This is a genomic window from Candidatus Vicinibacter affinis, from assembly GCA_016714365.1.
Classification (GTDB): Bacteria; Bacteroidota; Bacteroidia; order Chitinophagales; family Saprospiraceae; genus Vicinibacter; species Vicinibacter affinis.
Map to the genome: position 1 here is coordinate 735,078 of JADJNH010000005.1, position 20,067 is coordinate 755,144.

12 protein-coding genes are annotated in these 20,067 nt (G+C 36.3%); 2 read left to right on the plus strand and 10 right to left on the minus strand.

Annotation, left to right across the window (positions count from 1 at the left end; genetic code table 11):
• The first annotated feature begins 7 nt into the window (after positions 1 to 7).
• Both IPJ53_03225 and IPJ53_03230 read left to right on the plus strand, forming a co-directional pair.
• Entirely contained in the window at positions 8 to 514 is a 507-nt protein-coding gene (locus IPJ53_03225) for a DUF4920 domain-containing protein (protein ID MBK7798102.1), read from the plus strand.
• 27 nt (positions 515 to 541) lie between these two features.
• Positions 542 to 1,615, plus strand: a complete 1,074-nt coding sequence (locus IPJ53_03230; GenBank protein ID MBK7798103.1) for a class I fructose-bisphosphate aldolase — start codon at positions 542 to 544, stop codon at positions 1,613 to 1,615.
• A gap of 18 nt (positions 1,616 to 1,633) precedes the next feature.
• Here IPJ53_03230 and IPJ53_03235 read toward each other — a convergent pair whose 3' ends face one another.
• The 10 genes from IPJ53_03235 to IPJ53_03280 form a co-directional block, all read right to left on the minus strand.
• On the minus strand, positions 1,634 to 3,448 hold the full coding sequence (locus IPJ53_03235; GenBank protein ID MBK7798104.1) for a tetratricopeptide repeat protein: 1,815 nt from the start codon (positions 3,446 to 3,448) through the stop codon (positions 1,634 to 1,636).
• Positions 3,449 to 3,574: 126 nt separating this feature from the next.
• Entirely contained in the window at positions 3,575 to 5,185 is a 1,611-nt protein-coding gene (locus IPJ53_03240) for a T9SS type A sorting domain-containing protein (GenBank protein MBK7798105.1), read from the minus strand.
• A 59-nt stretch (positions 5,186 to 5,244) separates the two neighbouring features.
• Positions 5,245 to 7,188: a T9SS type A sorting domain-containing protein gene (locus IPJ53_03245; protein ID MBK7798106.1), complete on the minus strand. Its 1,944-nt coding sequence runs from the start codon at positions 7,186 to 7,188 to the stop codon at positions 5,245 to 5,247.
• 154 nt (positions 7,189 to 7,342) lie between these two features.
• Complete coding sequence (locus tag IPJ53_03250; GenBank protein MBK7798107.1) at positions 7,343 to 8,473, minus strand: efflux RND transporter periplasmic adaptor subunit; 1,131 nt, start codon at positions 8,471 to 8,473, stop codon at positions 7,343 to 7,345.
• Positions 8,474 to 8,477: 4 nt separating this feature from the next.
• The gene (locus IPJ53_03255; protein ID MBK7798108.1) at positions 8,478 to 12,830 is read right to left on the minus strand and encodes a CusA/CzcA family heavy metal efflux RND transporter; all 4,353 of its coding nucleotides are present in this window, start codon (positions 12,828 to 12,830) and stop codon (positions 8,478 to 8,480) included.
• A 340-nt stretch (positions 12,831 to 13,170) separates the two neighbouring features.
• The gene (locus IPJ53_03260; GenBank protein ID MBK7798109.1) at positions 13,171 to 13,473 is read right to left on the minus strand and encodes a hypothetical protein; all 303 of its coding nucleotides are present in this window, start codon (positions 13,471 to 13,473) and stop codon (positions 13,171 to 13,173) included.
• Positions 13,474 to 13,724: 251 nt separating this feature from the next.
• Positions 13,725 to 16,115 carry a hypothetical protein gene (locus IPJ53_03265; protein ID MBK7798110.1) on the minus strand — a complete coding sequence of 797 codons (2,391 nt, stop codon included), beginning with the start codon at positions 16,113 to 16,115 and terminating at the stop codon, positions 13,725 to 13,727.
• Positions 16,116 to 16,364: 249 nt separating this feature from the next.
• Entirely contained in the window at positions 16,365 to 16,853 is a 489-nt protein-coding gene (locus IPJ53_03270; protein MBK7798111.1) for a nuclear transport factor 2 family protein, read from the minus strand.
• A gap of 439 nt (positions 16,854 to 17,292) precedes the next feature.
• Entirely contained in the window at positions 17,293 to 17,505 is a 213-nt protein-coding gene (locus tag IPJ53_03275) for a heavy-metal-associated domain-containing protein (protein MBK7798112.1), read from the minus strand.
• Between the two features lie 80 nt (positions 17,506 to 17,585).
• Complete coding sequence (locus tag IPJ53_03280) at positions 17,586 to 20,009, minus strand: heavy metal translocating P-type ATPase (protein MBK7798113.1); 2,424 nt, start codon at positions 20,007 to 20,009, stop codon at positions 17,586 to 17,588.
• Positions 20,010 to 20,067 lie beyond the last annotated feature (58 nt).

The following is a 20,067-nucleotide window of genomic DNA, read 5'->3' on the forward strand; positions in this document are numbered from 1 at the left end:
TTAATTTATGAAATATTTAAGTATTGTATGTTTACTAAGTTTGCTTGTATCTTGTAAAAATGAGCCTAAAATGCCCTCTGCTGCAGCTGAAACTCCTTCAGTTCAGTCCCTTGGAGTTTATGGAGATACCATTAGTACAGAAGGAGCCTTGAGTGTTTCTGATGCAATGGAAGCCTTGAAAACCAATGATTCTGTGATGTGTGCTGTAAGTGGTTATGTTACAGGTGTTTGTCAAGCAAAAGGATGTTGGATGGTACTAAGCTCTAACCCTGAAGACAGCACCGGATTTTTCGTCAAATTTAAGGATTATGGTTTTTTTGTGCCGCTGGATTTATCTGGTAGTCGAGTGGTTATAAGAGGAAAGGCATTTAAAGAAGTTACTTCAGTAGAAGAACTTCAGCATTATGCAGAAGATGAAGGCAAGTCCAAAGAAGAAATAGCAGCAATTACAAAGCCCCAGGAGGAAATCAAGTTTTTAGCCAACGGAGTGGTCGTAGTGGAAGGTAAAAAATAATCAATAATTTAATTACAATAAATTCAAATGGCGAATCAGAAAATTATTGATCTGTTAGGGGAAAAGGCATCCTTTTATTTGGATCATCAATGCAAAACTATTGATAAGAGTTTCTTACATCTTCCATCCCACGATACCATTGAAAAAGTTTGGATGGACAGCAACCGGAATATTCCGACCCTTCGAAATTTGCAGACTATTTTTCAGACTGGTAGATTGTCGAATACCGGGTATGTCTCCATTTTACCGGTGGATCAGGGAATTGAGCACAGCGCCGGGGCTTCTTTTGCGCCTAATCCTATTTACTTTGATCCTGAAAATATTGTCAAATTGGCTATTGAAGGAGGGTGTAATGCAGTTGCCTCAACCTATGGAGTCCTTGCAGCAGTATCGCGTAGGTATGCCCATAGAATTCCCTTTATAGTAAAAGTGAATCACAATGAACTTCTAACTTATCCTAATAAATTTGACCAGATACTTTTTGGTACCATTAAGGATGCATACAATATGGGTGCAGCAGCTGTTGGGGCAACCATTTATTTTGGGTCCAATGAAAGTGGCCGTCAAATTGTTGAAATTGCAGAAGCTTTTGAGCAAGCGCATTCTTTAGGAATGGCAACGGTCCTTTGGTGTTATATCAGAAACAACGGGTTTAAGAAGGATGGAGTGGATTTTCATACTTCAGCTGATCTTACTGGTCAGGCCAATCATCTGGGTGTAACCATTCAGGCGGATATCATCAAGCAAAAGCTTCCAACGCTTAACAAAGGGTATGAAGCATTGAATATGGGTGGTTCATCCTACGGAAAGTTAAACACTAAAATGTATACTGAATTAAGCAGTGATCATCCTATTGACCTTTGTCGTTATCAGGTTGCAAATTGTTATATGGGGCGGGCAGGTTTGATCAATTCAGGCGGCGAATCAAAAGGCGCCACGGATATGGCAGAAGCTGTGACCACTGCGGTAATCAACAAGCGTGCTGGTGGAATGGGATTAATTTCGGGTAGGAAGGCATTTCAAAAATCCATGGAGGATGGAGTTTCGTTGTTGCAAGCTATCCAAGATGTTTATCTTGACAACGGTATTACAGTAGCTTAAGCACATCCAATTTGTTTATTACTTAATACCTAAATTCTGTTTGAATGCAGGATCTAATGTTTCACCCAGATCCTGGGCTTTTAAAGCAATCGGAATGGCTTCTTCTTTTTTACCATCCGCTTGCAGCGACATAGCCTTTAAAACCCAATAGTTTGCATTCAGTGAATCATAAGAAATAGCTTTACTGAAATCATCAGTTGCTTCTCCAAATCTTTTCAATTGATAATAAGTCATGCCCCTACCATAGTAAATGTCAGGACTGGCGGGTAAGATTCTTAGATAATTTGTATAATCTGCTATGGATTTTTCATAGTTTCCGACGGTGGCATGAAGTATTCCAAAATTTTTATAAGTTTCCGCAAAATTTGAATCCAACTTAATGGCGTGCATAAAGTCTGATTCTGCTTTTTCCATTTCCCTCATTCGTGTGAAAATAATTCCACGATTGACAAACGCCTTTATTTGTGTTGTATCAATTGAAAGAGTTTTGTTATAACTGATCAACGCTTGCGCATCATTTTTTTCCTCTTTAAAATAGTAGGTTCCCAAATTATAATGTGCGATGGCGCAAAGAGGATATTTTTTACTTACATCAGTCCACAATGATTTATCTGTTTTCCAAACCTTTGTTCTTGAATAGGAAATTCCGGCAAAAGCAATAAAAAAAATAACAGCTGAAACTGTAACTGCCGGTTTTAGCCAAAATGATCCAAAATACTTTTGAATTAGCTGGTCCAAAATCATTGCAATTGTAAAGAATAAACCGAGATAGGGTATATAAGTATATCGTTCTGAGAAAAGAGCATTTCCAACTGTAACAAATTGTAAGACTAAAACTGTGTTAAAAAAGAAAAAGAGAAAGCCAAATAAAGTTATTCGTCCCAGTCTTAAACTCTTAATCAATAAATAAATTAATGGAACTAATCCAAAAGGGGATATCATGTAATACCATGGAAAATTTCCATTTGTCCGAAAGGGAAATGGATGTAAGGCCGAAAGATGTGTTGGAAAAAATAAGTTGAACAAATAACTAAACAAGGCATAACTGGAGAGCATGATTCGCTCAATTAAATTGTAATCTTCAAAAGCGCCCACTGCGGATCCTTGTGCTTTAATTGTAATGAGACCGATGACAACAGACCCAATAAAGAATGGAATTTTTTCCAATAAAGAATAGAGGGTAAATCTTCTTTCCCTGTAGAAGTCAATGGCCAATAAGCTGAGTGGAAAACTTACCGCCGCAGGTTTTGAAAACAAGGAAAGCACAAAAAATATTAAACATAGGAGATAAAATGTCCATTTAACCCAATTTTGTTTATCCAAGTAGATTAAATAGATGATGAGACCGAGGAGATAGAAAAATCCAAATAAGACATCTTTGAATTGAGAGATCCATGCAACAGATTCCACATGCATCGGATGAATTCCAAATAGAAGTGCAACAGAGGCAGCAATCCAAATCTTTCGGCGACTTAGAAGAAAGGTAAAGAAAAATGCCAGGGTCACATTAAGTAAGTGGATAAAAAGATTTATTTTATGGTAGAGGGCAGGATTAAGTTCAGTAATTTTATATTGGAGAGAGAAACCAAGCATGGTCAGCGGGTGATAGTTTCCTACAAAAAAGTTCTGATCGAAATAATAATAAATGGCCTCAGAAAAAGGTTTCTTTAAGGATTCATTTCTAACAATATACTCGGCATCATCCCAAACAAATTTATTGCTGGTGACAGAGCTCAATACTAAGGCAGTAATGATAGCTACTGACATTAGGGTCAAGCCGAATCTAAAATAGGGAGTGGATTTTGGAAGCGAATTATCCTCAGATTTCTTCATTTTATCTTTTTTCATCTCAGGTTTCATGAGGTATTAGTCTTTGAAGTCTCAAACTAAATCAAAATTCAGATATCTAAGATAATCTTGCAGAAGAAATTGGTGAATAAATATTCGAATAATTAAAATCTATGCTTTATCTACCACCATTAATTGTTTTGACATTTGTTTGCCATCTATGCTCAATACAATAAAGTATGTCCCTGATTTTAGATTCAGTGAATTTGTATCAATCTTTTCAAGATATTTTCCTCCGGCACGGACTTCATTATTTAAAATGACATTCAATTTATTGCCTTGTAAATCTGCAATCCATAAGCTGACCATGCTCTTCTTCCTGAGTTTGAAGGAAAATCCCGAGGAGTTGGATGAAGGATTGGGATATGGATTTTCAATAGTTGGCGCTAGCGGGGAAGAAGATTCCTGAATGGCAGTAGCAATGGCGTCGGGGTTAACCAGGGCTGTCCAAACAGAGAGTTCGTTTCCTGAAAGTCTTGTCCAAATGGGTCTTACAATGTTGTTATGAACACTTATGCCTGTATAATCACCGAAGAAAAAATTTGAAGAAGGGAAAAAAGCTGATTCGGAAATCTTGAAGTTTAAAAAGGTTTCTCCACCGTCTTTGGATAAAGCCATATAGACGTCTGTATTTTCATTGGAATAGTTCCTTCTATCATAGAATACAAACCAAAGCCAGCCGGTGGCCTGGTCAATAGCCATATTTGTGAAAAACTGATGTGCATTCCCACCGTCGTTGTTAACTTTTACCGGCGGAGTCCAAGTATTTCCGCCATCTTTACTCTTTGCCAACCATATGTCTGTGTCGTTTTCTCCATTACGTTGATCAGACCAGTTCACATAAATAGTTCCATGATGAGGCCCATTACTTAAATCACAGGTAGTGAATGGCAAACCATTTGCCCTGTAGATGCCGGGGATGTTATAATCCCATCCCCCTGGTTGTTCGGTGATGAAAATATCTTCATTAAGCCAGGTTTCCCCTTTATCTGAAGATCGATCAAACCAAATTTTATTTTGATTAGACCAGGCAATGTAAATTTGACCTTCCGGACCTATACACGGCACTGCACCTTCTGCAGTATTGTCACTGTCTACACAATCACCACCAAGTTTGTTGATTCTTTTGGCAAGGGTCCAGGATTCGCCACCATCAATGCTTTTGGAAAACAGGATATTTGAACTGTCAGTTGATTTGTTGGATCCGTATTTATCAAACTGAGTCCAGCTTAAATAAAGAGCATTGGTATTTTTATCGACAGAAATCCAATGCTTGTCTTGGGCTTTGTTTCCATTCAGGCCGGTGAAACTTCCCTGAGACCAAGTCTTGCCACCATCTAGGCTCTTTTGGGATATAATTCTGTCAATCCAATTACCGGGTGCGGGTGGATTAGACAAATGTATAAAGTAAAATGCTCCAGCGGTGTCTACCGCCAATACTGGGTCGCCCCAAATACCCCAGGGACAGCTTAATGATACTTGGGTCCAATTCGCACCTGCATCTTTTGAGTAGTATACATTGTCAATATTGGCAGCAGCAACCATTTGATTTGTGTTTTGAGGGTTGATACAAATGGAAGGTTCGTTAGGAGCGTTCTTGTTTCCTATAAAAACATTGGTGTGTTGGGCCCCAAGCCAGTTAAAGAAAAATAATTCAACGATTATTATTGCAAGAACCTTAGCGTCAAACTTTTTTAAAGATTTGATATTATTCTGATTCATGAGATTTGTAAAATTGACTTATTTTTTAGATACTTAAAAAGAGAACGGATGCATTGATTTTATTTTTTTACAATTTTCTCTATTATTTGAACATTGCCTGTTATTATTTTGAAATAGAAAATTCCAGGTGACCAGCTTTTGGTATTTATTTCAGTAAACGAGTCCATAATTTTTCCTGTAGAAAATGTTTCTCCAAGAGAATTTGAAATTTCAAAATGGACGGGATTGTGAATTAAATTTTCTTTTAATTTAATGAATAATACTTCGCTAAATGGATTGGGACTAATTTGACAATTTTTTTCAAAAATATCATCCTTGGTTCCAGTGGTTATTTGTTTGATAATATTGTTGGCAGAAATGATTGAAATGTGTGGATCAAATTGAATGCTGTCAACTTTATATGGCAGTGAAATATCAAACTCTTCCCCATTAAATCTATGCTCCAATCTAAGCATGGTGTCTTTTCCTTCTCCAAAGACTTTGATAGGAAGCGGCAATTCAAAAAAATCATTGCTTGGATGTGAACTGGACTGATCGATCTTGAAATGAAGAATTCCAGAGCTTGTATTATTCCATAAAATCTGATATGATGGAAAGCCTTCACGATAAAACCAGTCTCCAAAAAATTCATCTAGATTAATTCCTGAGCTCATTTCAAAAAAATATTTTAAATCCGTGGTCAGGGCATAATTGTATGCATGATCCGGATCTTTCAGGTAATTTTTTAGGGCTGTAAAAAATGCTTCATCTCCAATTTTCCATCTTATCATATGGAGCACCATGGCACCTTTGGCATAGGAGAGTCTGCCATTAAAAATTCTTCCAACATTGGATATGTCATTTACCCACACTGACCCACCGGGTTGGCTTACCACTGAATTCAAACGTTGACTTAAAAATCTTGGCCACCATTCTGGTCTAAGGAATTGATAACACAAGCCGCTGAGATAGGTGGCAAATCCTTCATGAAGCCAAATGTCTTCCCAATTTCCACAAGTTACTTTATCACCAAACCATTGATGTGCCAACTCATGAGCAAGCAATTCATATGAAAAGCCACTAACAAAGCTCATGGTTTGATGTTCCATTCCTCCTCCCCAACCAAATTGTGCATGCCCATATTTTTCATCGGGGAATGGATAATCCCCAAGCAGTCTATTGTATAATTGGATTACTTCAAGTAGTTCCTTAGTTTGTGATTTTGCTTCATCTAGGTTTTCAGGGAAAACATAGTTGAGAATGTTTAGCGTCTTCCCACTTTCCAACTTTACTTGCTCGGTATATTGAGCATAATTACTTACTGCAATAGCCACTAAATAGGCAGGTATAGGATACCGGTGTTTCCACTTGCAGATAATATCAGAACCCAAAGTTTCTTCACCGATGAGCAACCCGTTGGAGGCAGTCCTGTATTGGATGGGAGATTTAACCCATATGTCCATGGAATCTATTTTGTCATTCAAATCCTGTTTGCAGGGCCACCAACTTTTGGCTCCATATGGTTCTGAAAGGGTCCAAAGAATCGGAATGCCAGCGTGGGTGCTTTGAATGAAGGAGCCAAACCCTGTAGAAATAGGGGCGCCTTCATATTCAACAGATATGCTGTCCAGTATGCCAGTGGAGATTTTGTTGGGCAAAACTATTTTTAGAACATCGTTTCCGGGTCTTGAACTTAAAATATTACTTCCGTGATAAATTATTGATTTGATCACCATGTTGTCAGCCAAATCAAAGTGAATAGCATCCAGGTCATTCTCCAAAACCACAAAATAAGAAGTGACGGTTCCTTTTATAAAGCTGACTGATGGATCAACTGTAAGTTCAAGCCGATGGTATTTAAGGTCGAAATTTTTGGTCAAAGGGTTAGGCGGTAAGGTTGCCAGACCTGTATGCATATGGTCCTCCGCACCTATTGTTCGAAAATAATCCTTGCACTGGTGTATCTCCTGCCCGGTTAATGGTAGAACAAAGGTCAGGAGTATTGCAAATTTAATTAACTGCATTGTTTTTTATTTGTAGAACGTATAAAAGCGATAAAAGGCTCCATTTTATTATAAATTTCTAAAAAAATTACAAAGTGGTATAATGTTTTTGGTATTTTAATTTTAGATATTCAAGGTTAATAAGTATAGAAAACAGAAATTCTGAATTATAAAACTATTCCTCCAATTTATTTTCCATTTTCATAAGTAAAGTATAAGCACCTTTGAGAACAATATTTTTTTTGGCAAACAACTCATAATTCTTTATTTCGACCATACCTTTCTCTTGAATTCCGATCTCAGCTTCTAACCTCTGGTATTGATTTTTTCCAGTCTCAACAAAGAGGTAATTTTTAGTGCCGTAAGATACAACAGCTCCTTCTGGAATAATATAAGCTGAATTGGCGTTGGTTTCAATTTCTGCATTCATATACATTCCAGGCAACAGAGATTTATCTTTTGTAAGAAAATTGCAAAGTACTGAACTTGCTCCATCAGATGTAATGTCTTTATTGATGAGCATAATTTTACCAGGGTATTTTTTCTCAAGATTATAATTGTTAAAAGCATAAATATTTTGGCCTATGGAAATTTTGTTCATATCTTTTTCAAATACCTTTAAAACCAGATGATAGTCTGATGGATTAATTAGTTCAAAAATAATGTCTTCTGGGTTCACATACTTTCCAATGTTCATATTTACTTTAGAAACATAACCGTTTATGGGTGAAAAAATTCCAATGTTTTTGGAAATGGTATTTTCTGTAAGACTGCTTGGGTTGATATTTATAAGTTTTAATTTTTCAGCCATTGCATTTAAAGCAACTTTAAGTTGCCCGAATTCCAATTGAGTTTGTTCAAATATTTTATCACTGGTTGCTTTGGTTTCATTCAAATCTTTTTGACGTTTATATTCAGATTCCAAATATTTTAATTTTAGTTTAGTGCTTAGGTATTCTTGCTGTAGTTGTATATACTGTTGATCTTCCATGGTTGCAATTCTCTCCCCTTTACTAACTTTCATTCCAGGCATTAATTTAGTATGACTCAGAAATCCCCCCAGCGGCATACTTACAGAAAATATATTTTGAGGAGGAACCTGAATATGACCGGTTAAATTAAGTACAGATGATATATTTTTTAATTCCAGTGTCCCCACTTCAATTTTTGTAGTATTATTTTGTTCTTCAGTCAATTCAATACTATTAAAATCAGGTTCAATTGCTTTTTGCTCAAGAGTGCTCTTTTCTTTTGTCCCACAAGCACCGAGGATAAATACGAATGTAAGTGAAAATATATTTTTCATTTTATTAATTGATTGAATTTAAGTAATTGATTTCTATAATACTTTCATTTAATTCCTTGACAGCATTGAGATAATCATTTTGCACAGCAATAATTTGATTAATGGACATGACCCACTCTAAATAATTTATATCCCCTTTAGTTAGCTGATCATTGATTGTTTGTGTTAATATGTTTGAATTTTGTATTGCAAATTGCTCAAAATATTCTACTGATGACCTTTTGTTTGTATAATCAATCATTGAGTTCGTCCTACTGTTTTGAAGTAATTGCATTTGTTCTTCCTTGGAGATATTCGCTATTTGTTCATTCAACTGAAAGGCATTTATCCTAGCTTTCTGTGCTTTTGATGAAATGGGAATTCCAATTCCTACCTGAACCGAATTAAATCTTTTAGAAGATGTGTATAAAACATTGTCGGCTCCTGTTCCTCTCATGCTCATGTTTGAATAACCAAGATTCAGTACAGGCAGCATTTTTGATTTTTCCAATTGGGTCATTTGAGTTGCTAGTAAAATTTTTTGGTCTGCTAAATTCATTATGGGGTGTTGACTGTTTTTTATTTCAGTAAGAATGGGGGGGGGCTCAAGTTTTATATCTTTATATTCAGGTTCAAAATCAATAGGTGAATTCATCATTACTTTAAGGTTGTTTTTTATAGTTAAAAGATTTTGCTGAATATTTTTTTTCTGAAGTTGAATATTGCCAAGAATGATCTCGTAGGTAGTTTTTTCCATGATATTGCTTTCCCCTTTTTGATAGCGAAGTCTGGCTTTTTCCATTAAGATTGTGAAGATGCTATCCGATTTATTCAGATTTTTTTCTTTTTCTTTTAGTATGATTAAATTGGAAAAGTGAAGCATAATCATTTTTTTAATGTCTGCTTCCTTCAGACTCAAATTTGCAATTTCGGTCTGATATTCCTTTTCCAGCAATTTTTTTTGTCTTTTATAAACAGTCGGCAGATTAAATGATTGATTAATACCGAAGGCAAAATCTGTGTAAACGCTGTTTATCTGACCTAGTTCAGATGACAGGTTTGTCATGGGAATGTCATAAGCAGACTTTATCATTTCCTTTTTGAACGCTTTGGTGGCTTCAATTGATTTAAGGCTCAGATTGTGTTTGAGTGCCTGGTCAACAATTTCATCCAGGGTGAGTAACTTTTGGGAAAAGACATTTATTGATGTACTCAGAATCAGAATTATAATCGTTGTAATTGAATGTTTGCCAGGTTTCATTTTTGAATTTTTTTCGAAGATTACATAAAGAACCGGGAGGACAAAAAGTGTTAAAAAGGTAGCTACAATTAATCCTCCAATAACTACTGTGGCAAGGGGGCGTTGTACCTCCGCCCCGGCTCCGTCGCTCAAGGCCATCGGTAAAAAGCCTAGTGAGGCCACCATGGCTGTCATTAGCACGGGTCTTAGTCTCACCTTGGAGCCCATAATTACAATGCGATGAAGGTCTTTTAATCCAGATTCTTTTTGTCTGTTAAATTCTGCAATAAGGACAATTCCATTGAGAACAGCTACGCCAAATAATGCAATAAATCCTACACCTGCACTGATGCTAAAGGGCATCCCTCGGAGTGACAAAAACAAAATTCCTCCTATAGCAGAGAGCGGAATGGCGGTATAAATAAGTAAGCTATGTCTGATTGAATTAAATGCAAAGAAAAGTAAAATAAAAATCATAATCAGCGATACCGGTACGGCTACGCTCAGTCTCTTTTTAGCCGCAATTAAATTTTCAAACGCACCTCCGTAAGTTACATAATAGCCTGGTGGGAGTTTTAAATTTTCTTCCACTTTTTGTTTCAACTCATCAACTATACTTTGAATGTCTCGTCCGGATACATTGAATCCGACCACTATTCTGCGTTTTGCATCTTCACGTTGAATCTGATTAGGGCCATTTTTGATTTCCACTTTAGCAAGTAGATTAAGTGGAATGTTTTGACCATCGGGTGTTGGAATGATTAGATTTCTGACATCATCCAAATTTTTCCTTTGATCAAGATTCAGCCTTACCACAAGTTCAAATCTTTTTTCACCCTCATAAATCTGTCCGGCCGATTGACCAGCAAAAGCGGTATTGATTACATTATTTATGTCTTTGATATTTAGTTTGTACTGTGCCACAGCGGCTCTGTCGTAATTGATAATGATTTGGGGTATTCCGGATATCGGTTCTATATATAGATTTTCACTACCATTTACCGCATTTACCAAACCTCCCATTTTTTCAGCATAGCTGGAAAGTGTGTCCAAATCTTCTCCAAAAATTTTACATACAACGTCTTGTCTTGCTCCGGTCATTAGTTCGTTAAATCTCATTTGAACAGGATATTGAAAACTTGCGGTGATTCCCGGAACATTTTCCAAGGATTGAGCCATTTTTTCTGCCAATTCATCAAAAGTTTTAGCAGATGTCCATTTTTTTTTGTCTTTAAGTATGACCATCATGTCACTCGCTTCCATTGGCATTGGGTCGGTTGGTACTTCTCCACTCCCAATCTTGGTCACCACTTTTTCTACTTCAGGAAAATTAGTGATCAATACATGAGCTGCTTTTTGCGTATGTTCGATGGTAGTTTTCAGGTTGCTGCCTGTAAGTACTCTGGTGTCAACAGCAAAATCACCTTCTTCCAATGCCGGAATAAATTCTCCTCCCAACATACTCAATCGGACAATGGCCAATGCAAATAAAGTGAAAGCAATCAACAGAACAGTTTTGGGAAACATTAAAATTTTAGAAAGTAAATTTTGATAAAACTTTTCAATTCGAAACATAATTTTATCCGAAATATTCGGTGTATGTTTTAAATTTTTACTCAACACCAAGGCACTCATCATGGGAATATAAGTTAGTGAAAGCAGAAAAGCCCCTGCCAAGGCAAAAGCAACTGTTTGAGCCATGGGTTTGAACATTTTGCCTTCAATGCCTTCGAGCGTAAATATTGGAAGGTACACTATCAAAATTATAATCTGGCCAAAGACTGCGCTGTTCATCATTTTTGAGGCTGAAGATTTTACATTACTATCCATTTCACCTTGTGTAAGTCTGTTAAGGTGGACAAAACTTTTACTATGAGTAAGTTGGTGCATAACAGCTTCTACTATGATAACGGCACCATCTACAATCAGACCAAAATCCAAAGCGCCGAGACTCATTAAATTGCCGCTGACCCCGAAAGTATTCATCAGAATAACAGCAAAAAGCATGGCCAGTGGGATCACGGATGCGACCAGAATGCCAGCACGAAAGTTTCCAAGAAACAGTACAAGAATGAATACAACGATCAAAGCACCTTCCAGAAGATTTTTTTCAACGGTACTGATTGCGTTGTTGACCATTTTTGTGCGGTCTAAAAACGGTTCGATAACAACTCCTGTAGGTAGTGTTTTTTGGATTTGAATGATACGTTCTTTTACATTTTTTATGACCTCACTGCTGTTGGCCCCTTTAAGCATCATGACGATGGCTCCGGAGACTTCACCTTGATCATTCAGACACATTGCACCATATCGAGTGGCGAAACCAATGTTAATGTCAGCGACGTCTCTTAAAAAAATCGGTGTACCTAATTCTGAAGTTTTTATTAAGATACTTTGAATATCTTCTTTCCTGCTAAGGATTCCTTCACTTCGAATGTACAATACAGCAGGTCCCTTCTCAATATAGGCACCTCCAGTATTTTGGTTGTTGTCTTCAAGGGCACTAAATACTTCTTGAAGGGTTATATGATAAGCCTGTAATTTATCGGGGTGAACAGAAATCTCATATTGTTTGAGATTGCCGCCAAAACTACTCACTTCAGCGACACCTTTCACACCTAATAATTGTCTTCGCACGATCCAGTCTTGGATAGTCCTCAACTCAGTGGCATCATATTTTTTTTCAAATCCTTTTTCAGGCCGCACCACGTATTGATAGATTTCTCCTAATCCTGTGCTGATAGGCCCCAATTCAGGAGTTCCGATACCTTGAGGAATTTGTGACTGGACTTGTTGAAGACGTTCTGCCACCTGTTGGCGGGCCCAATATATATCAGTAGCATCATCAAACACAACAGTTACCAAAGACAATCCGAATCGGGAAAAACTTCGTATTTCTTTAAGGCCATTTATATTGCTGTTGGCTTGTTCAATTGGATATGTGACGAGTCTTTCAATGTCAGTAGCACCAAAAGAAGGGGCAATTGTAATTACCTGTACTTGATTATTAGTAATATCAGGTACAGCATCAATTGGCAATTTGGTCACCTGATACAAACCATAAACAATCAATATGATAGTAAACAGCCCAATCAGGAGTTTATTTTTTATGGAAAATTCAATGATATGGTTGAGCATGCATTTTGTTTTAAGTTCAATTAATTGAAGACAGGCATCTTTTCGCAAAGGATAATTAGTTTAAATCTAATTATTTATTTTCAATCTATATCCTTTAAGCTACAAAAGACCTATCGTTTACTAACTTATGAAATGGTTAGAATTTCAATATTAAAATCTAAAGTATAAATTGATCTGTTTAGTACCGATTGTGGTATGGCATTTATATTTAACAATACCACTTGTTTGTAAGGTAATTTTCAAAGAAGGGAAATTAAATCTTTTACTTAGAAGAAAACCCTACCTAACTACAAACAGTTGGGTTAAATACTTATAAATTAATACTTCAGCAGGAAATGATTTAACAGTATTCTCTGCATGCCATGCGTGGGGGTTGCCAAATATTAGAAAGTAGGCTGGCATGAATAAAATTATTTTTGTAGGCAATGATACCGTTATTTTCATTTAGATCTATACAAGTAATCTCTTTGGTAACATACGAAATCGGCAACGCCAATAAATCAAAGGAGATTAAGTTTATATTCGATTTAAAAGGAAGATTCATATCCTTTTCAAAGTCAGAATCAATGGTTTTGGAATTGGCATAATGGATGGAAAAAAATTCCCATAAATTAATTCTAGGGTCAAGGTGGTTATGTTCCAAAAAATGCTCAATCAAGGCTGAAACTCTTAAAATTTGAACGAATTCAGTCTTGCCCAAGAGAAATATACACAAAAATGATATAGCAACTATTCTTTTCACCGGCTACAAAGATACTCCTATGTTTTATTAAAAAAACGAAATATATTGGAAATAGTTCTAAAGCAGGTAGGCAATTTACAAAAGTTCATAATATTATGATTTTAGTCGGGCACTTGAAATTTCATTTTGGCTTACCTGAATGCATCCAAGAGTTATCCTTTGATTACTATTTTGCCTGTCTTGCAAAAATCTTTGCCATATATTTTCCAAAGAAGCATGCCTGATCCGGAAAGAAGAGCGGGAAAAGAAATTGTTTGTTCGGTATGAAAATTGTCCAGGTTCTGGCTGTATAGAATTTGGCCTTGCAGACTAAGTATAATTAATTTTAGAGCGCCTGAATAATTATTTGGTTTAATTTTAAGTAGCAAGTTTTCCCGGGAAGAAGGATTGTTGAAGTAAAGGAAATCTGTCAGATCGCTGCTAATATTTCCTATTCCAACTGGAGCAGTGCTTAATACAGGCACTTGATAAAAGCTTAAAGCACCAATATTCCGGGAATTGGTAATGTATGGCCCCTGAAATATAGTCGAAGAATTGTGGTAATATATTTCAGGTAGGTAGGTTAAAAAATTTCCACCAGCTCCAGTTTTAAGATCCAGAAGTACGGTGTCTTTTTGAGCGCTTATGTTGTTAATTACGAAAGGTAAACCGTCCAGGTAGAAATAGTCTATTAACCTAATGTTGACATTGCTAATTACTGTGTCACTAGGAATAATAAATTCTTGAATTCCCGGTTCGAATACCAAATTGATTCTGTTTTTGGAGGGTGTTGTGTAATAAGCATATTTGAGATTTGGGGCTGTCATGTCAGGAAGCTCCGGTCCATTGTAAAAATCCTTTTCCACTAATGGACTGAGCCATTCCGCCAGAGCTCTATAACCATCAACTGAATAATGACATCCATCATGTCCAGGTAAGCCATTGGTGCTCATTACTGTGATGTCAGGGAAAGATTTTGGAAGGTTGCGTTGTATTTCTCTTACACCACTGTTGTCACCCGTGCCACAACCGTGGTGAATTTGCATCACATAGATTTTTTTTAACAGGGGGAGGTCATTTTTCCAATCCTGATAAAGAGATTTAAAATTTTCAAAATATTGAGGGGTCGCATTGCTTTCACCCTGATACCAACATAGGAATTTTACTTTAGGACCAAGTTTTGATTGGTTGATGCGATAAAGAAAACTGCCATAAATTGAATTGGGTTCTGCAGGATTAGAATCATTTCGTTGATGCTGCTGAATACTGGTTCCTCCCACACCACCATTGATTACACAGACAGGCACTTTATGCTTTTTTACAATGTTTTTCGCAAGTTGCATTCCCCATGCCCCGATATCTGGCCCGCCTCCATACCCGGAAGCACTCGCAGGAGTAAAGAAAGTGTCTTTTTTATTTTGTGAATAATTGAGCCCAAATGTTTTAACAAACGGATCAGAATCATTGGAACCTCCAAAAATAGAATTAGATTGGCCATTGATTAAAAAGACATCACCACATAAGAGATGATTCCGAATAAATAAGGAACTGTCACCAGAAGCAGAATGCGCAGTTAATTCCATCCTGTAATCTAAAAGTCCTGATTTAAGAACCGGAGAAAATTGGTATAAAGCTTTTTGATTACTGAAATAAATTGCGGTTGAAAGATTAGAAATTAATTGATCATTTTGATATAATTTTAGGAAAACAGAATCAAACTTTGAATCGAAAATATAACCTTTCACTTCAAAATTGCATAAATCGTTTTGATCTCGGGCAAAAAAATGATGATTCCCTGGCACCGACAGGATACTAGAGTCGAGGATGGGAGGGCCCGGGATCTTGTATTCTGCCATTAGCTTTTTCTGAATAGAATCTCTCGTATTGGTAGGCAGTAATCCGGGAAATAAAATAATAGTACCAATCGAACCATTATAAAAATAGGATCTGTTGTATGCGCCAATGAATATGGTGGAATCTATATTCGAAGGGCAGAATGCTGAGTCTGCGAATTGAGCGTTTATATAAAAAGTACCTCGTTGAGTGCTTTGATTGTATTCAGCTATTACCAATGCAGGTTCTAATCCAGGATCAATAGTTGATATCACCTGGCTGTTAAAATTTCCCTGATGCAACATTTGAGGTTTTGTATTTCCACCAAGCCAAAGTGTTCGGTTTGCACCACCGATTAAATTATATGAAGGGGCCTCTGTTTTAATTATGAGAAATAAGGTGTAGTCTTTTAAAACAGGGAAAACGGAGGGAAAATCCATGTATGAACTTTTTCCGTTTAATTGAATGGAAGGCAATCCATTTATTCCGTTTTTAATAAATTTAGGTCTGGCGTTTGGATTATTTTGTACAGCCTGATTCCCTGATACATTATCCTTCCAAGAAACAACGCTGCTATCTGGCCCAAGTGTGATACCTGAGCCGGCATTCAGGAATAATATTGGGGTGTGGCTTTGTTGACCAATTAAAATTATATTAAAAAAGAATATGAATACAAGTATTGGTAAATTCAAAATGCGGTTAGTGAACCAAATGATATCAATTATTTTCATTGTCTAAGAATAAGATTTCATTCTATTCTTGTTGTTATTTATTAAGCAGGAGGACATCAACAATTATAGGAATCAATTTTGTGAGAGATTTTGTTAAAATTAATTCTTTCTAGACTTACATTTTGAATATTTACAGCTTCTAAAATTTTAGTAATTGATTCAATTCAGGATTATTTAGGCATTATCATTCTCTCTGTGTTATTGAAAAATGGAATCTGCAATTGCAGATTCCATTTTATAATTTTTATTTTAATTTTTCTTGTCTGGAGTAGAGCTTACGTTCATATCTCTAATGCAAACATATTTCCCATCACGTTTTTGAAACACAGACATGTAATGTCCTTTTTTAGTTTCAGTGCCTGCAGAGTCCAACCGAGTCCAAGAGCCGATTTCTACTGCCATGTTTCCTTCCGCGAAGATATCTACCACTTTGTAAACGTTGGAATTATTGGTGCTGTCTTTGGCAATATCCTCAGCAATTTTTGCCTGAATGGCAGCCTTGCCTGAAACAGGTTCTGAATTCCTTCCATAACTAATGGCATCATCGCTGTAATAGGCAGCCACTGCAGCGGCATCTTTGGCTTTTTCACCAGCCGCAAAAGCATCTTCCATTTTTTGGATGTCCATTTTTAGTGCATCCATGTCAATCGGCTTTGGTGCCTCTGCAGGTTTTGCACATGAATTGAGAAATAGGGCAATTCCTCCAGCTAGAATGGACAATTGTTGGTTAACTTTCATTTTAATTTGTTTTGTTTGATTAAATAATTTTGCAATTTAGTTATATTTTTAGAATTGTGTAATAAGTATCACTGGAATATTACTTCCCTGAATCGAATTTATAAAAATCCGGAATTAACCTGCTGTATTCGTCCATGCCTGTTTAATTTTATATTGAAAAATTGTATTCTAAATCGAAACAGGTTAATTTGCTCCTTTCCTGAGCCCAGCTTTCCTTTTTGATAAACATCAATAGGGTGGTTGTAATTGATAATATGTAATTATATTTTCAACAGTCAACAGACTGGTTTAGTCATCCCAAAGTTGGTCCGGTATATATTAGTATTTTAAGTCTGTCGGATTAAATATGAAACTTTTAAAATTCAGAAATTAAGATGTGGGCTTTTGAACATTTGAAATTCAAAAATGATGCGAGTAATCCTATAATCATTTTTTGAATTCAAATCAGAGAATCTATTTTAAAGCCGGTCTTTTGAACAGCTTTAATTATTTCTTCCTCACTTATTTGGTCGTTTGAAACAGTTAATATTTTATTTGGATCTGTAATATCAACTGACCAATTGCCTGCACCCACGGAATCATTTAAAGAATTGGTTACCTTGGCTACACATCCAGAACAGTTAACATTTGTCTTAAATTTTTTAATTTCCATTTTTTGGTTTTATTTATTATTATGAGTAGTTAATTTTTCCGTTGAACCAACTAAAAATTTGATTCAACTAATTTACTTAATTATTTTAGTTTAGCATTTTTAAGCCTCAGACTGTTTGTAACTACAGACACGGAACTCAAGGCCATTGCCGCCCCTGCAATCATCGGATTAAGTAAGAATCCATTTATAGGATAGAGAATACCAGCAGCAAGAGGGATGCCAATGATGTTGTATACGAAAGCCCAAAATAAATTTTGTCTGATTACTGCTACAGTAATTTTGGAAAGTTGAATAGCTTCCATTACTTTGGTAAGGTCCGAGGAGATTAAAGTCATTTTGGCAACATCCATGGCAATGTCACTGCCTTTACCCATCGCAATGCTGACATCCGCCTGTGCAAGTGCCTGACTGTCGTTAATCCCATCACCTACCATTGCCACTATTTTTTCTTTCTGTTGTAATTTTTTAACAAAATTAGCTTTATCAGCAGGCAACATTTCAGATTTGAAGTTTGTAATTCCGGTCTGTTTGGCAATTGATGCAGCGCTATTTTGGCTATCTCCTGTGAGCATGTATACTTCAATACCGGCTGATCTAAGTTGTTTGATTGCAACAACGGAAGATGCTTTAATTTTATCTGAAATCGCAATTATAGCCAATGCCTGACTAGCGTCTGCAAACCAAATTACGGTTTTTGCTTGTTCCAACCATAATTCATTCTTGGTAAGTAATGAAGGATCTATTAATATTTTATATTTATCTAAGAATGCAGAATTTCCAACATAAAACCAATTATCATTTATCTGTGCTTTTACACCAAGACCTGTAATGCTTTCAAAATTTCTAATTTCAGAACTTCCTTCTAAATTTAAATACCTAACGATGGCCTCTGCCAGAGGATGTTCAGATTGTTTTTCAATGGATTGCAAAATAGTGGCATCATTTTTATTTTCATTCAACCAATAGATTTCCGCTACATCAGGTTTCCCTTCTGTAATAGTGCCAGTTTTATCCAATATTACTGCATTTATTCGTTTTGCTAATTCCAAACTCTCTGCATCCTTGATAAGAATTCCATTTTCTGCTCCCTTTCCCACACCTACCATAATGGCCGTAGGGGTAGCTAAACCCAATGCACAAGGGCATGCTATAACCAATACCGTAATCATCGATAGCATTCCTTGTGTCAGACCATTCTCCCCACCAAAAGTGAGCCATGCCAAAAGCGTAATTATTGCGATTCCGATTACGATCGGAACAAATATACTTGCAATTTTGTCTACTAATTTTTGGACAGGAGCTTTACTTCCCTGAGCCTGTTGTACCATGTTTATTATCTGTGAAAGGACCGTATCTCCTCCCACCTTGTTTGCTATAAATTCAAAGCTGCCTTTTTGATTAATTGTTCCAGCAAAAACCACATCGTCCAGTTTTTTTTCAACAGGAATTGGTTCTCCGCTGATCATACTTTCGTCCACGAAGGAAGATCCTTTTGTAATAATACCATCAACCGCTATTTTTTCACCCGGTTTTACTAAGAGGGTATTTCCTATGGAAACATTGGATATTTTTGTTTCCACATGAAGTCCTGATTCCATTATTACAGTAACGGTTTTTGGTTGAAGCCCCATCAACTTTTTTATTGCAAAAGATGAATTACCTTTTGCTCTTTCCTCCAGCCATTTACCTAATAGAATAAATGCAATTACAACGGTTGCTGCTTCGAAATACACATGTGCGTGGTGTCCTCTGGAATGCCAATAATCCGGATTCAAAGTGTTGAAAACACTGAATAAATAAGCCGTACCTGTGCTCATGGCCACAAGTGAATCCATATTGGTCGATCCATGTTTTATTTGTTTCCAGGCATTGATAAAAAATTGTCGACCAAAAATGAAAAGTACCGGTGTTGACAACAGCCACATAATGTAGTTTGCATAGTTTGTATTCATAAAGAACATTCCAATGATCACTACTGGAATTGAAAGAACTATGGCAGCAATGGTTTTTTTTTGTAGAAGTTTAAATCTTTGTTGTTGAATATCTTGCAACTGGTCTTTAGCCTCATCACTTTCATCAACCATTAAATCATATCCTATGCTTTGTAAGGCAGATTTTAATTTTTGTGGATTTGTTACAGTGGGTATGTATTCGACCATTGCATTTGTATTTGCGTAGTTGACGCTGGCTTTGATAATTCCCGGTTGAATTTCCAGAATATTTTGAGCACTGCTTGCACAAGAAGCACAACTCATATTAAGCACAGGAAAAATACCCTTAACGGTGGGCACTTCGTAGCCTAATTGGCGAATAATTTCAACAGAGTGAACCAAAGCATCTTGCAGGTCGGTTGCTTCAATTAATGCCCTGTTATTATTTAATTCAACTTTATGACTTGTGATTCCCTCAATTTTAGCCAAGGCTTTGTCAATTATCATCGCGCAGTGTTCACTGTCCATTCCTTCCAAAGGGATTATAATTTGACTTTCTTTCACGATATTCATATATTAAGATATAGAAACAACAAAAATAGTGTTATATGTTCTGTAGAAGTTACAGAAT

Bases quoted from the DNA above. Each gene is read 5' to 3' on its own strand.
- IPJ53_03275 (MBK7798112.1), bottom strand. From the start codon at position 17,505: ATGGAAATTAAAAAATTTAAGACAAATGTTAACTGTTCTGGATGTGTA.
- IPJ53_03280 (MBK7798113.1), bottom strand. From the start codon at position 20,009: ATGAATATCGTGAAAGAAAGTCAAATTATAATCCCTTTGGAAGGAATG.
- IPJ53_03245 (MBK7798106.1), bottom strand. From the start codon at position 7,188: ATGCAGTTAATTAAATTTGCAATACTCCTGACCTTTGTTCTACCATTA.
- IPJ53_03235 (MBK7798104.1), bottom strand. From the start codon at position 3,448: ATGAAGAAATCTGAGGATAATTCGCTTCCAAAATCCACTCCCTATTTT.
- IPJ53_03225 (MBK7798102.1), top strand. From the start codon at position 8: ATGAAATATTTAAGTATTGTATGTTTACTAAGTTTGCTTGTATCTTGT.
- IPJ53_03265 (MBK7798110.1), bottom strand. From the start codon at position 16,115: ATGAAAATAATTGATATCATTTGGTTCACTAACCGCATTTTGAATTTA.
- IPJ53_03270 (MBK7798111.1), bottom strand. From the start codon at position 16,853: ATGAAAGTTAACCAACAATTGTCCATTCTAGCTGGAGGAATTGCCCTA.
- IPJ53_03255 (MBK7798108.1), bottom strand. From the start codon at position 12,830: ATGCTCAACCATATCATTGAATTTTCCATAAAAAATAAACTCCTGATT.
- IPJ53_03250 (MBK7798107.1), bottom strand. From the start codon at position 8,473: ATGAAAAATATATTTTCACTTACATTCGTATTTATCCTCGGTGCTTGT.
- IPJ53_03240 (MBK7798105.1), bottom strand. From the start codon at position 5,185: ATGAATCAGAATAATATCAAATCTTTAAAAAAGTTTGACGCTAAGGTT.
- IPJ53_03230 (MBK7798103.1), top strand. From the start codon at position 542: ATGGCGAATCAGAAAATTATTGATCTGTTAGGGGAAAAGGCATCCTTT.